The organism is Sorangium sp. So ce145 (assembly GCF_051525985.1).
GTDB classification, from domain to species: domain Bacteria; phylum Myxococcota_A; class Polyangia; order Polyangiales; family Polyangiaceae; genus Sorangium; species Sorangium cellulosum_B.
Genome location: NZ_CP150315.1, coordinates 10,062,135 through 10,074,806, shown reverse-complemented (window position 1 = coordinate 10,074,806; position 12,672 = coordinate 10,062,135). Strand labels below are relative to the sequence as shown.

Sequence of the window (12,672 nt, the reverse complement as noted above, 5' to 3'; positions counted from 1 at the left end):
ATGGGTGCCGAGCCGAGCCAGGCGTTGCGCGACGGCCGCTACGCGATCACGCGCGCCCTCGGCGAAGGGGCTCAGGGGCACACGCTCGAGGCGGTCGACAAGCGGCTCGGCAAGCTCGTCGCGATCAAGCGGTTCCAGATCCGCGGCGCCTCGAGCTGGAAGAGCGTGGAGCTCGCCGAGCGCGAGGCCCGGGTGCTCGCGTCGCTCTCGCACCCGAGCCTGCCAGGCTACCTCGATCATTTCGAGGAGGACGGAGCGCTCTTCCTGGTGATGGAGAAGATCGAGGGCGAGAGCCTGGGCGCGATACGCCGTCGCCGCGCGGTGCTCGGGCGGGACGACGTCCTCCGCTTCCTGCGGGACGCCTCGGGCGTGCTCGACTACCTGCACGGCCGCGCGCCGCCGGTCATCCATCGCGACATCAAGCCGAACAACGTGATCCGCAGGCCCGACGGCTCCTTCGCGATCGTCGACTTCGGCGCGGTCCGCGATCGCATGCGTCCCGAGGGCGGGAGCACCGTGGTCGGCACGTTCGGGTACATGGCGCCGGAGCAGTTCCAGGGCCGCGCGCTGCCCGCGTCGGACGTCTATGCGGTCGGCGCGACCGCGCTCTGCCTGCTCACCGGCGAGGAGCCGGAGAACCTGCCGCACCGAGGGCTCGCGATCGACGTGCCCGCTGCCCTCGGCGATCGAGCCGATCCGCGCCTCGTCCGGGCGCTCTCCGCGATGCTGGAGCCCGACCCGGACCGCCGCGCCGCGCGCATCGCGCCGCTCCTTTCGGGGCTCGAGGCGGGCGGCGCGCCCCCCCCTACGCCGCGCGCTGGCGAGCCCGCGGAGGGCTCCGCGGAGCGCGGGACGCGCAAGGAAGAGAGGCGCACGCGCAAGGACGAGCGCAAGGACGAGCGGCGCGCGCGCAAGGACGAGCGCAAGGAAGAGAAGCGCGCGCGCAAGGAGGAGCGGCGCGCGCGCCGGCACGAGGGGCGCCCGTCGCTCGATCGCGGCCTTGTGGGCCTGCCGCTCGTCGCCGCGCTGTTCGGCCTCACCGTCGCGCGCATCGCCGTCGGCCTCGCGCTCGGGGTGATCGTCCCGACGGTGCTGACGCTGCTGTCCCTGGTGTTCGGCCGCGTGCTGCGCGAGAAGGCCGCGCCGAACGTGCGCAGGGCCGGGCGGGTCGCCGATCTCGCGCTGCGCCGCGCCACACGCGTCGTCCGCGGGCACCCGGCGCCAGAGGACACGGCCCAGCGCGGCCAGGCCGCGGCGGCGCGCGTGCGCTTCGAGGAGCAGGAGGCCCCCGGTCGATCGCGCATCCACGACGGCGACGTCGCGCTGGACGAGGAGCTCGACGAGCTGGAGATCGACGAGCCGGGCCGCACGCGCGCCGCCTCGCGGTCGCCTCGCGCGGGGGAGCGCTGAGCGCAGCGCGCGCTCGCGCTCCGGCGGGGCCGCGCGATCAGAGGCGACCGCGCGCGGCGTCGAGCTTCAGGCGGAAGACCTCGACGATCGCCTCGGCGAAGATCCGGCGGCTCATCTTCGAGCGGCCTGCGCGGCGGTCGACGAACACGATCGGCACCTCGACCACGCGCAGCCCTTTGCGCAGCGCGCGGTAGGTCGTCTCGATCTGGAAGGCGTAGCCGTTCGAGCGCACGCTGCCGAGATCGAGCGAGAGGAGCGCGCGCCGCGTAAACGCCTTGTAGCCGGTCGTGAGGTCGCGGATGCCGACGCCCAGGATCGTCCGCGCATAGAGCGAGCCGCCCTTCGAGAGCACGTGCCGCCCGAGGCCCCAGCCCTCGACGCCGCCGCCCGGCATGTTGCGCGAGCCGAGCACGACGTCGGCGCCTCGCGCGATCGCGTCGAGGAACGCCGGCAGGTGGCGCGGGTCGTGCGAGAGGTCGGCGTCCATCTCGAACGCGACGTCGTAGCCGCCGTCCAGGGCGCGCTGGAAGCCCTCCAGGTAGGCCGTGCCGAGCCCGCGCTTCGCCGCCCGGTGGAGCACGCGGACGCGCCCGTCGCGCGCGGCGAGCTCGTCGCCGAGGGCGCCTGTCCCGTCGGGCGACGCGTCGTCGACGACGAGCACGTGCGCCTCCGGGGCCGCCGCGAGGACGGAGCTCACGAACTCGGCGAGGTTGTCGCGCTCGTTGTACGTCGGCGTGATGATGAGGGTTCGGGGGGCCATCCTGGCTCGGCGCCGCGCGAGCGGGCGCTCGCACGCGGGGTCGCGCGCGCCGTGCGGCGTCGCGCGCCAAGTCCGCGGGCGTCCGCTCGCGCTCAGGCCTCCGCTGCGTCGGCCAGCACGGGCGCTCCGGCGCCGGGCGATCTACCAAAACGACGGCGCAGGCGGAAGGTTCCGCGGGCGCGCCGCGAGCGCCTTGTGGGTTGCCGGAGGCGTGCGCGCCGGGTACTTTCCTTTCCCGACAGGGCGGTCCGCTCTGCATCGGGCCGATAGGCCGGCGCGGCCTCGGTCAACTCACGGGGCGCGCCCCGCGCACCACAGGCGCGGCCCCGAACATGAACAGCGCGGCACCGACGGAGACAATCATGGCAGGCGAGCACATCGTCACCTTCACCAACGAGAATTTCGAGTCCGAGGTCATCAACTCCCCGATCCCGGTGCTCGTGGACTTCACGGCCACCTGGTGCGGACCCTGCAAGCAGCTCGCGCCGATCGTCGAGACGATCGCCAAGGAGTCCCAGGGCACGCTGAAGGTCGGCAAGCTCGACATCGACGCGGCGCCCAAGCTCGCCCAGAAATACAACGTCCGCGCCGTTCCGACGTGCATCCTGTTCCGGGGCGGCGAGAAGGCGGGCTCGTACACCGGCGTCGCGAGCAAGGAGAAGCTCCTCCGGGAGCTCGGCGTCTGATCCGCGGCTGCGCCTGACGCCGGCGTGACAGATCCCGGCGCGGCAACGCCCGAGCGCGCCAGCGCTCCCCTTCCCACAGGCCGAAACCACCCCAAATACCGACCGAAAGCCCTCCCGGCGAGGCGCCGCTCCGGCCAGCCGGCCGCGGCCCCGTCGCCGCCGGCGCTCCACGTCGCCGGCGCCCCGTGGCTGAGGCTTTGCTTGACCGTCGCGCGCGAGGTGACTACGACTCGCGCCGGCCACTTTCCCAGGAGTTCGTGATGGCGACGAAGATCGCAATTAACGGTTTTGGGCGCATTGGACGCTGCATTGTCCGCGCGCTCTACGAGCGCGGCGTGAAGGATATCGAGCTGGTCGCCATCAACGACCTGACGGATCCGAAGACCCTCGCCCACCTCTTCCAGTACGACTCGATCCACCGCGAGTTCAAGGCGGCGAAGGTCGGCGCCGGCGACAAGCACATCAGCATCGGCGACCAGAAGATCGAGGTCCTCGCGCTGAAGGATCCGGCCGAGCTGCCGTGGAAGAGCCTCGGCGTCGACATCGTCCTCGAGTGCACGGGCCTCTTCACGGACAAGGCGAAGGCCGCCGGCCACATCAACGCGGGCGCCAAGCGCGTGATCATCAGCGCGCCGGCCAAGGGCCACGACCTCACCGTCGTGATGGGCGTGAACGACGAACTCTACGACGCGCAGAAGCACACGATCATCTCGTGCGGCTCCTGCACGACGAACTGCCTCGCCCCCATCGCCAAGGTGATGCTCGACAACTTCGGCATCGTCCGCGGCCTGATGACGACGGTCCACTCGTACACGAACGACCAGCACCTGCTCGACGTCCCGCACCGCAAGGGCGACCTGCGCCGCGCGCGCGCCGCCGCGGTCAACATGATCCCCTCGAGCACCGGCGCCGCGAAGGCGCTGTCCGAGGTCATCCCGGCGCTCAAGGGCAAGTTCGACGGGCTCGCGGTCCGCGTCCCCACGGTCGACGTCTCGCTCGTGGACCTCACCCTCGAGACCGAGAAGCCGATCACGAAGGAGAGCATCCACGCCGCGATGAAGCAGGCCGCCGAGCAGGGGCCGATGAAGGACGTCCTCGACTACACCGATCGGGAGCTCGTCTCGGGCGACTTCATCGGCTCGCCCGCGTCCAGCACCTTCGACGCGACCATGACGTCGGTCCTCGGCGATCGCTTCGCGAAGATCTTCTCGTGGTACGACAACGAGTGGGGCTTCTCGAACCGCATGATCGACCTCGCGCAGCTCGTGGCGAGGAAGGGCGTCTAGCGCCGTGAAGCTCACCGGAATCCGCTCCGTCGAAGACCTCGCCGCCGCCGGGGGCGCCGCTGGCCTCAGCGGCAAGCGCGTCTTCATCCGCGTCGACTTCAACGTCCCGCTCGACAAGAAGACGGGCAAGATCACGGACGACTCGCGCATCCGCGAGGCGATCCCGACGATCAAGCTCGTCATGGAGGCGGGCGCGAAGGTGATCCTCGCGTCGCACCTCGGCCGCCCGAAGCCGGGCAAGACCGAGGGGCTCTCGCTAGAGCCGTGCGGGGGGCGGCTCAGTGAGCTCACGGGCTACGAGGTCCACCTGCCGGACGACTGTGTCGGCGACTCGCCCAAGAAGGTCATCTACGACCTCCGCGCGGGCCAGATCTGCCTCCTCGAGAACCTCCGCTTCCACGAGGAGGAGGAGAAGGACGACGAGGGGTTCGCGCGCCAGCTCGCCGAGCTCTGCGACGTCTACGTCGACGACGCCTTCGGCGCCGTGCACCGCGCCCACGCGTCGGTGCACGCGCTGCCGCGCCTCATGCGCGAGCGCGCCGCCGGCCTCCTCCTCCAGAAGGAGCTCAAGGCGCTGACCCGGCTCGTCGATCGCCCGGAGAAGCCTTACGTCGCCGTCCTCGGCGGCGCCAAGGTCTCCGACAAGATCGACGTCGTCGAGGCGCTCCTCAACGTGGTCGACACCCTGTGCATCGGCGGCGCGATGGCGAACACCTTCCTCGCCGCGCAGGGCAAGAACCTGCAGAAGAGCCGGATCGAGGAGGACAAGCTCCCGCTGGCGCGCACGATCATGAGCAAGGCGCGCGATCGGGGCATCCAGCTCCTCCTGCCCGTCGACGCCGTCGTCGCCTCGAGCATCGACGCGACGCAGGGCGAGCCCGCGTCCGTCGACGCGATCCCCGAGGGCACGATGGCGCTCGACATCGGCCCCCGCTCGATCGAGCAGTTCGGCCAGGCGATCGAGCGGGCGAAGACGGTGTTCTGGAACGGCCCGATGGGCCTCTTCGAGACGCCGGCCTTCTCCAAGGGCACGTTCGACGTCGCGCGCATCATGAGCGGCGCCTCCGGCTTCACGGTGGTCGGCGGCGGCGACAGCGCGGCGGCGGTCAAGCAGGCCGGCGAGCAGATCGCCAAGGGCTTCGATCACATCTCGACCGGCGGCGGCGCTTCGCTCGAGCTCATCGAGGGCAAGCGTCTCCCGGGCGTCGAGGCGCTCCGGTCGGCCGAGGTGAGCGAGTGAAGCCCGTGAACGATGGGGGCACGTCCGCGGAGGCGGGCGCCGCCCCGCGGGCGGCCTCGCGTCGTCCGCTCATCGCCGGCAACTGGAAGATGAACGCCGGGGGCCAGGACGCATGTCCTCTCTCGGCGGCCGTCGCCAAGGCGACGCGCGAGCTCACCCGGGCCGAGGTGGTGGTCGCTCCGCCGTTCACGGCGATCGCCGCCGTGGCCCACGAGCTCGCGGAGGCGAAGAGCGAGGTCGGCATCGCCGCGCAGAACATGAGCGCCGAGGTCTCCGGGGCGTTCACCGGCGAGGTCTCCTCGGGCATGCTCAAGGACGCGGGCGCGACCTGGGTGATCCTCGGGCACAGCGAGCGGCGGCAGCTGTTCGCCGAGACCGACGAGTCGGTCGCCCGGAAGGTCGCCTCGGCGATGGCCGCCGAGCTGCGCCCCATCGTCTGCGTCGGCGAGACGCTCGAGCAGCGCGAGGCGGGTGAGACGCTCGCCGTGGTCGAGCGGCAGGTCCGCGCCGTCCTCGACGAGCTCGCGAAGCAGCCCGGCTTCGGCGTCATCGCCTACGAGCCGGTCTGGGCGATCGGGACGGGCAAGGTCGCGCGCGCCGAGGACGCCCAGGAGGTTCACGCGTTCATCCGCGGCCTGCTCGCGAAGGCCTCGGAGGACCTCGCGGGCGTCACGCGCATCCTCTACGGCGGCAGCGTCAAGGCCGACAACGCCGAGGCGCTGCTCGCCCAGGACGATATCGACGGCGCGCTGGTCGGCGGGGCTTCGCTCGACGCCGCTGGCTTCGCCAAGATCGTCGACGCCGCTCACCGACTGGCGGAGCGCGCGGAACAGGGGTAGATCGCAGGCCGCTCCCGTCTCGCCACGGGAGCGCCGGCCTGCCCACTTGCCCCTTGGGTCCCTCGCGCGGTCCAGACTCACCTAGCTGAAAGACGCCGATGCTTCACACGTTCCTCAACATCGTGCACGTGTTCGTCTGTCTGTTCCTGATCCTCGTCGTGCTCCTCCAGCAGGGCCGCGGGGGCGGGATGGGCTCGGCCATGGGCGGCGCGACGGCGCAGGTGTTCGGCGGCCGCGGCGCGGGCAACTTCATGACCCGCCTCACGGCCGCCTGCGCCGTCGTCTTCATGGCGACGAGCGTGTCGCTCGCCTACCTCTCGTCGGCGGGCGACCGCGAGCTGCGCGAGTTCGAGAAATCCCAGGAAAAGTAGGCCCGCGTGCTAGGGCCCGCCCCCGCGTCGGGGAGGGAAGCGGGTAGGGCGCTCGAGGCGAGGTCGTCCGTGGAGGCGGCGTCGACCGTCTCCGTCCCTTTCGCGCGCGACCTTGCCCTCGTCGCCCTCGCCAAGGCGGTCGTCTCCGCCTTGGTCCTCGCGCTCGGCTTCCGGGCGGTGAGCGATGACGACTTCGCGCGCGTGGTCCTCGCGCAGGCGTGGGCCCACGCGCCCCGGCTCGACCCGACGGGGACCAGCTGGCTGCCTGTCCCTTTCTGGCTCAACGGCGCGCTCTTCCGCGTTCTCGGGGGCTTCTTCGCGCCGACCCTCGAGGTCGCCCGCGCCATCGCGTTCGTCCTCGGCCTCGCTTCGGCCGCGCTCGTCCACCTCGCCGCCCGCTGGATCACGGGTGACCGCCGCGCCGCGCTCGCCGGCGCGCTGCTCGCCGGCGCCTTCCCCTGGAGCGCTTGCCTCGGCGTGGCGACGGTCCCCGAGCTGCCGACCGCCGCCCTCTCGCTGTTCGCGGTGGCGTCGCTCGTCACGCCGCCGGCCGGGCCTGCGCCCCCGGCTGGGCGCGCCCTCCTCGGCGCGTTCGCGCTCGTGCTCGCGACGCTCTCCCGCTACGAACCCTGGTCCGTCGCCGTCGCCTTCGCGGCGATGGCGCTGCTCGCTGCCGCCCGCCTCGGCCAGGGCCGCGGCGCGCAGGCGAAGCTCGCGCTCGCCGCGCTCGTCGCGCTCGCCGGGCCCGCCGCCTGGATCGCGTGGAACCGCGTCGCTCACGGCGACGCGCTGCACTTCCTGGCCCGCGTCGCCTCCTACCGCAACGCGATCGGCCCGGGCGGCGACGGCTCGCTGCTGCGGCTCTTCGCGTACCCTGCCGCGATGGTCCGCGAGGAGCCGGAGCTCTTCGCGTGGCCCATCGCCATCGCCCTCGTCGCATGGCGTGCCCGCCGCGGCGCTGCGCCGGGGGCGGCCCGACCGCTTCCACCGCTCCTTCGCGCGGCCCGTCCGTACGCGCTCCCCGGCGCCGTCGCCGCCTTCCAGATCGCGGCGCTCTCGCTCGCCCTCGTGCGCGACGGCGCGCCCACCCACCACCCCGAGCGAGCGACCCTCCTCGCGTTGCTCTTGCTCGCCCTCGCCGTCGGAGATCTCTCGGCGCGCGCCTTCCGGGGCGCCTCGGCCGGCGCGCGGCGCGCCCTCGGCGGCGCGCTGCTGGTGGTGCTCGCCCTCGGCGCCTTCTTCCGCCCGCACCTGCGCCGCGAGCATTTCAATCCGCGGAGGGACGAGGTCGCCATCGGCCGCGCCGCCGCGGAGCTCACGCCTCCTTCCGCGCCCCTCCTCCTCGAGGTCGTCGACTATGGCCACCTCGCGGCGCTCGCCGCCCTGGGGCGTCCCGAGGGGGTGCACCCCGATCGCTCGATCGATCCCCGTGATCCGCCGGTCCGCTCGAGCTTCGAGGACCCCGCCTCGCTCGCGCGCCGCGCCGCCGGCCTGGGCGCCGCTTACCTCATCGGGCGCGTCAGGCCGCCCGTCATCGATTTCGCCGGCCCGCCGCTCGCGACGCGCGGCGCCTGGGGGATCTGGCCGGTGCCTCCGGCAGGCGGCGCGCTGGGGGCCTTGCCGGAGGGGGGCTCTAGGGGCCCCGCGGACAGGGAGCCATGAGCGAGCCCGCAAAGCCCTTCTTCGCGCACCCGTCCGCGTGCATCGACGAGCCTTGCGACATCGGCGAGGGGACGAAGGTGTGGCACTTCTGCCATGTCTCGGCGGGGGCGCGGATCGGCCGCGCCTGCGTCCTTGGCCAGAACGTCTTCGTCGCGGGCACCGCCGTCATCGGCGATGGCGTCCGGATCCAGAACAACGTGTCTCTTTATGACGGCACGCTGGTCGAGGACGACGTGTTCCTCGGCCCGTCCGCGGTGCTCACCAACGTCGTCAACCCGCGTGCCCCGATCGACCGACGCGCGTTCCTCGACACGACGCGCATCCGTCGCGGCGCCACCGTGGGCGCCAATGCCACCATCGTCTGCGGCGTCACGATAGGGCGCCATGCGTTCGTCGGCGCCGGCGCGGTCGTCACGCGCGACGTGCCCGACTATGCGCTCGTCACCGGCGTGCCGGCCCGGCGAACCGGCTGGATGAGCCGCCACGGTCACAAGCTCGTCGCCTCGCGCGACGGCCTCCTGCGCTGCCCCGAGAGCGGCTTTCGCTACGAGCGCCGCGGCGACATCGTCCGTTGCCTCGACCTCGACGAGGACGCGCCGCTCGCCCGGCCCCGCGCCGCGGCCACGCGCCATTACCGCGATCCCCTCTCCCCGGAGGACACCGACGGATGACCGCGCCCGTTCCCTTCTTCGATCGAGCCCGCGGCGATCTCGCCATGCAGGACGAGCTCTCCGCCGTGTTCCAGTCGGTCCTCCGGAGCGGCCACTACATCCTCGGTCCGGAGGTCGAGGCCTTCGAGTCGGAGTGCGCCGCGTACCTGGGCGTCCGGCACGCGATCGGCGTCTCTTCCGGCACCGACGCGCTGCTCGTCGCGCTGATGGCGCTCGGCGTCGGCGCGGGCGACGAGGTCGTGTGCCCCGCCTACACGTTCTTCGCGACCGCGGGCGCCATCCATCGCATCGGCGCCACGCCGGTCTTCGCGGACGTGCTCCCTGGCTCGTTGAACCTCGACCCCGCCTCCACGGCGCGCGCCCTGACCGAGCGCACCCGGGCGATCCTCGCCGTCCACCTCTTCGGCGGCTGCGCGCCCATGGACGAGCTCCTCGCGATCGCGGGCGGTCGCGGCCTGCCGGTCATCGAGGACGCGGCCCAGGCGTTCGGCGCCGAGCGCGGCGGCCGCCGCGCCGGGGCGCTCGGGCTCATGGGGTGCTTCTCGTTCTTCCCGACCAAGAACCTCGGCGGTTTCGGCGATGGCGGGCTCGTGACCACCGATCACGACGAGCTCGCCGAGCGCGTCCGGACGCTCAGGGCGCAGGGCGCTCGGAAGAAGCACCATCACACCCGCGTCGGCGGCAACTTCCGGCTCGACGCGCTCCAGGCGGCGCTCCTCCGGCGCAAGCTCCCGCGGCTCGGCGCGCTCCTCGAGCGGCGGCGCGAGCACGCCGCGCGGTATGCCGCGCTGCTCGGCGGGCGAGATCTGCCCCTCGCGCTGCCGGACGCCGGCGCCGCGGGGCGCACGTTCAATCAGTATGTGATTCGCCTGAAGGATGCCTCTCTGCGCGATCCGCTGCGGAGCTCGCTCGCGGAGCAGGGCATCGGCACCGAGATCTATTATCCCGCGCCGCTCCACCTCCAGCCCTGCTTCGCGCGCCTTGGCCCGCCGGAGGGCTCCCTTCCGGTCGCCGAGGCGGCGGCGCGCGACACGCTCGCGCTCCCGATCTTTCCCGAGCTCACAGGCGAGGAGGTCGCCCGCGTGGCGGCCGCTATCGCCTCGTTCTTCGCTTGAGCCGGGCGCCTCGGCGCGGCGGCGTCAAGGCACCTGAGCCGCGCCTCGCGTCGAGCGCGGCGCGCGTGCGTGCGCCGTGACGCCGGGCTCCGGCTTGCCGGATCGCGCGAGCGGGTGCTAGCGTGCGCCGCGCTGACGATGTTGCCCGTTCGCGCCATCACCCCGACTCCTTCCAGCGATCACCTCGCGCTGGGGGTCTCTGTACGGGAGCGGGCTCCGGCGGTCTCGGCCGTGCACCACATAGACGCGGACGGCACGGTCTGGGCGAGCCATGGGCGCGTCGTGCTGCGCCGCGCCCGCGGCGTCGGCGCTTTCGAGCCGTTTTGCCGGTTTCCCGCGGCGATGCCGCGTGACGCCATGGCCTTCCAGCGCCTGCTCGTCCGGGCGGCGCGCGCCGACAAGTGCAATGTGTACCGCACGTCGCGCGGCGTCGTCATCGGGGTCCGCGCGGGGACGATCTACCGGCTCGAGGAGGGGCGCGATCCGGCGCCGCTGGGCACGATCGCCGGCGATTGCGTTTTGCACCGCGGGATCGCGGAGGACCCTCTCGGCGCCGCGTACCTCGGCGAGTACACGAGGAACGAGCGCCGTGGCCCGGTGCGCGTTCACCGGGTCGCCCCTGACGGCGACCGCGTCGATGTAGCCCACGAGTTCTCCGCGAGGTCGGTGCGGCATGTTCATGGCATCTTCGCCGACCCGTTCGACGCCGGCGCGGCGTGGGTGACCACCGGTGATCTCGACGGCGAGTGCTACCTGTGGCGAACGCGCGACTGGTTCCGCACGATCGAGAGGTTCGGCGACGGCACGCAGCGCTGGCGCGCCGTGCAGCTGTTCTTCACCGCGGACCACGTGTGCTGGTTGACCGACTCCGAGGTGACGCAGAACCATGCATGCCGCGCCGATCGACGCACGCTCGCCCTGGAGGTGGGCTGTGCGATCCCCGCCTCGGCGTGGCACGGGGCCCAGCTCCCAGGTCCGGTGCTCATCGCGCTCACGGTCGTCGAGCGCGGCGCCGGGGTTCACCGCGACACGGCGGCCGTCCTCGCGAGCCGCGACGGGATCACCTGGCGGGAGCTCGCCTGCTTCCGCAAGGATCGATGGAGTCCTTACTGGTTGTTCAAGAACGGTGTCCTCACGCTGCCGTCTGGGCATCTGCGTCAGGACGATCTCTGGTTGAGCGGAGAGGCGCTCGTGGGCCTGGACGGGAGCAGCGTGCGTATCGCGATCGACGGGGGCTTGCCGTGACCCTGCGCGATCGCGTGCTGGCGGGCGTCCGCGCCGCCGCGGTGTGGCTCGATGATCCCGCCCGGGGGCGCGAGCGCCGGAGCCGCCTCGAGGCGGCGCTGCGACGGGCGGCGTCCGGGGTGACCCGCGCCGCGCCGGCGCGCGCCGAGGGCGCCCTCCGCCCGGCGCTGGAGCAGCGCCGGTGGCGCGCCGGCGCGTGCGCCGACATCGAGGCGGCGCTCGCCGCGGGCGACGCGCGGGGAGCCGAGGAGCTCGAGCGGCTGCTTCGTCATGTCGAGCTGCGTCGCGGCGACGCCCTGGCGGAGATCGAGCCGCTGCAGGATCGCGCCGGCGTCGCGCGTGAGCGCGCTGCCGTCTGCTCGCTGCTCGCGCGGCAGGCGCCAGCGCGCCGCGACTGGCGGCTGCTCAACGCCGCCCTCAAGCTCGCGGATCGGTTCGCGCCGGGGATGTCGCGGCGGGTCGGACCCGAGGTCGCCGCGGACTGGGCCGCGGCGCTCCGCGACGTCGAATCCGCCCTCGCGGAGCTGGAGGCGCAATGCGCATCGCGCTCCTAGCGCCCGTGCATACGAGCATGTACGCGCGGCTGCTCGCGTGGCGGCTCGGTCGCACCGACGGCATCGAGCTGACCGACGTCCTGCTGCGAGCGCCTTACCAGCTCGACCGGCTCCGCGACGAGCTCCGCCTCACCACGCCCGGCCGCGTGCTCGCCAAGGTCACCGGCAAGGTCCTGGTGGGCAGCCTCTCGTCCCCCCGCGAGGGGGAGCGATCGGTGCGGGACATCGCCGCCGAGGAGGGGCTCCCCGGGGCGTCCCTGCGAGACGTCGCCGCGGCGATCGGCGCGCGGTTCCACGTGGTCCAGAACCACAACGACGACCGATCGCTCGCCGTGCTCCGGGCCGCCGCGCCCGACCTGATCGTGTTCGCGGGCGGCGGCCTGCTTCGCGCTCCGCTGCTGGCGATTCCCAGGATCGGCGTCCTCAACGCCCATGCGGGCGTCTTGCCCAGGTACCGTGGCATGGACGTCGCGCTGTGGCCCTTCCTCGAGGACGGCCCGCCCGAGCTCGGGGTCACCGTGCACCTCATCGACACGGGTGTCGACACCGGGCCCGTCCTGCTGGTCGAGCGGTTCGCGCTCGAGCCCGGGGACGACCACCCGGCCGTGATGAGGCGCGTCGAGCGCGTCGGACTTGAGCTCATGTGTCGCGCGGTGCGCGGCCTGCGCGACGGGACCTTGACGCCTGCCCCCCAGGCCGCCGATGCGGGGCGCCAGCATTTCGTGCTGCACCCGGCGATCGCGGCGATCGCGGCGCGGCGGCTCCGGGCGCTCGCCGGCTGATCACGCCCCGGCGGCGCCGCGGCGACGGCCCGCGGGCCAGCCGGGAATCTC

At 73.1% G+C, this 12,672-nt stretch carries 13 protein-coding genes; 12 read left to right on the top strand and 1 reads right to left on the bottom strand.

Annotated features, from left to right (window positions below; all coding sequences use genetic code 11):
- Window positions 1–1,410, top strand: coding sequence for a serine/threonine protein kinase (locus WMF34_RS37330; RefSeq protein WP_437990791.1), 1,410 nt, complete (start codon window positions 1–3; stop codon window positions 1,408–1,410).
- 37 nt (window positions 1,411–1,447) lie between these two features.
- Here WMF34_RS37330 and WMF34_RS37325 read toward each other — a convergent pair whose 3' ends face one another.
- The gene (locus WMF34_RS37325; protein ID WP_012239960.1) at window positions 1,448–2,170 is read right to left on the bottom strand and encodes a polyprenol monophosphomannose synthase; all 723 of its coding nucleotides are present in this window, start codon (window positions 2,168–2,170) and stop codon (window positions 1,448–1,450) included.
- Between the two features lie 362 nt (window positions 2,171–2,532).
- Between WMF34_RS37325 and trxA the strand changes: the two genes are divergently transcribed.
- The 11 genes from trxA to WMF34_RS37270 all read left to right on the top strand — a co-directional run bounded on the left by trxA (window position 2,533) and on the right by WMF34_RS37270 (window position 12,621).
- A complete protein-coding gene (trxA, locus tag WMF34_RS37320) occupies window positions 2,533–2,856 on the top strand; it encodes a thioredoxin (protein ID WP_012239959.1) in 324 nt (107 codons plus the stop codon).
- A gap of 260 nt (window positions 2,857–3,116) precedes the next feature.
- Window positions 3,117–4,142 (top strand): type I glyceraldehyde-3-phosphate dehydrogenase, encoded by a 1,026-nt coding sequence (gap, locus tag WMF34_RS37315; RefSeq protein ID WP_437990790.1) that lies wholly within the window; start codon window positions 3,117–3,119, stop codon window positions 4,140–4,142.
- Window positions 4,143–4,146: 4 nt separating this feature from the next.
- Window positions 4,147–5,382, top strand: coding sequence for a phosphoglycerate kinase (locus WMF34_RS37310; RefSeq protein WP_012239957.1), 1,236 nt, complete (start codon window positions 4,147–4,149; stop codon window positions 5,380–5,382).
- Between the two features lie 5 nt (window positions 5,383–5,387).
- Window positions 5,388–6,221 (top strand): triose-phosphate isomerase, encoded by an 834-nt coding sequence (gene tpiA, locus WMF34_RS37305; RefSeq protein WP_012239956.1) that lies wholly within the window; start codon window positions 5,388–5,390, stop codon window positions 6,219–6,221.
- Between the two features lie 98 nt (window positions 6,222–6,319).
- Complete coding sequence (gene secG, locus WMF34_RS37300; protein ID WP_012239955.1) at window positions 6,320–6,592, top strand: preprotein translocase subunit SecG; 273 nt, start codon at window positions 6,320–6,322, stop codon at window positions 6,590–6,592.
- A gap of 69 nt (window positions 6,593–6,661) precedes the next feature.
- Window positions 6,662–8,254 carry a hypothetical protein gene (locus WMF34_RS37295; protein WP_437990789.1) on the top strand — a complete coding sequence of 531 codons (1,593 nt, stop codon included), beginning with the start codon at window positions 6,662–6,664 and terminating at the stop codon, window positions 8,252–8,254.
- Complete coding sequence (locus tag WMF34_RS37290) at window positions 8,251–8,925, top strand: acyltransferase (RefSeq protein WP_012239953.1); 675 nt, start codon at window positions 8,251–8,253, stop codon at window positions 8,923–8,925. The genes WMF34_RS37295 and WMF34_RS37290 overlap by 4 nt, the downstream gene beginning before the upstream one ends.
- On the top strand, window positions 8,922–10,040 hold the full coding sequence (locus WMF34_RS37285) for a DegT/DnrJ/EryC1/StrS family aminotransferase (RefSeq protein ID WP_437990788.1): 1,119 nt from the start codon (window positions 8,922–8,924) through the stop codon (window positions 10,038–10,040). Before WMF34_RS37290 ends, WMF34_RS37285 begins: the two co-directional genes overlap by 4 nt.
- A 231-nt stretch (window positions 10,041–10,271) precedes the next feature.
- The gene (locus WMF34_RS37280; RefSeq protein ID WP_044966726.1) at window positions 10,272–11,285 is read left to right on the top strand and encodes a hypothetical protein; all 1,014 of its coding nucleotides are present in this window, start codon (window positions 10,272–10,274) and stop codon (window positions 11,283–11,285) included.
- A complete protein-coding gene (locus tag WMF34_RS37275; protein WP_437990787.1) occupies window positions 11,282–11,839 on the top strand; it encodes a hypothetical protein in 558 nt (185 codons plus the stop codon). The genes WMF34_RS37280 and WMF34_RS37275 overlap by 4 nt, the downstream gene beginning before the upstream one ends.
- Window positions 11,840–11,856: 17 nt before the next feature.
- A complete protein-coding gene (locus tag WMF34_RS37270; RefSeq protein ID WP_437990786.1) occupies window positions 11,857–12,621 on the top strand; it encodes a formyl transferase in 765 nt (254 codons plus the stop codon).
- The last annotated feature ends 51 nt before the right edge of the window (window positions 12,622–12,672 follow it).

Excerpts from the sequence above, each read along its gene's own strand:
- WMF34_RS37285 (WP_437990788.1), top strand. The coding sequence starts at position 8,922 with ATGACCGCGCCCGTTCCCTTCTTCGATCGAGCCCGCGGCGATCTCGCC.
- WMF34_RS37290 (WP_012239953.1), top strand. The coding sequence starts at position 8,251 with ATGAGCGAGCCCGCAAAGCCCTTCTTCGCGCACCCGTCCGCGTGCATC.
- WMF34_RS37270 (WP_437990786.1), top strand. The coding sequence starts at position 11,857 with ATGTACGCGCGGCTGCTCGCGTGGCGGCTCGGTCGCACCGACGGCATC.
- WMF34_RS37325 (WP_012239960.1), bottom strand. The coding sequence starts at position 2,170 with ATGGCCCCCCGAACCCTCATCATCACGCCGACGTACAACGAGCGCGAC.
- gap (WP_437990790.1), top strand. The coding sequence starts at position 3,117 with ATGGCGACGAAGATCGCAATTAACGGTTTTGGGCGCATTGGACGCTGC.
- trxA (WP_012239959.1), top strand. The coding sequence starts at position 2,533 with ATGGCAGGCGAGCACATCGTCACCTTCACCAACGAGAATTTCGAGTCC.
- WMF34_RS37330 (WP_437990791.1), top strand. The coding sequence starts at position 1 with ATGGGTGCCGAGCCGAGCCAGGCGTTGCGCGACGGCCGCTACGCGATC.
- secG (WP_012239955.1), top strand. The coding sequence starts at position 6,320 with ATGCTTCACACGTTCCTCAACATCGTGCACGTGTTCGTCTGTCTGTTC.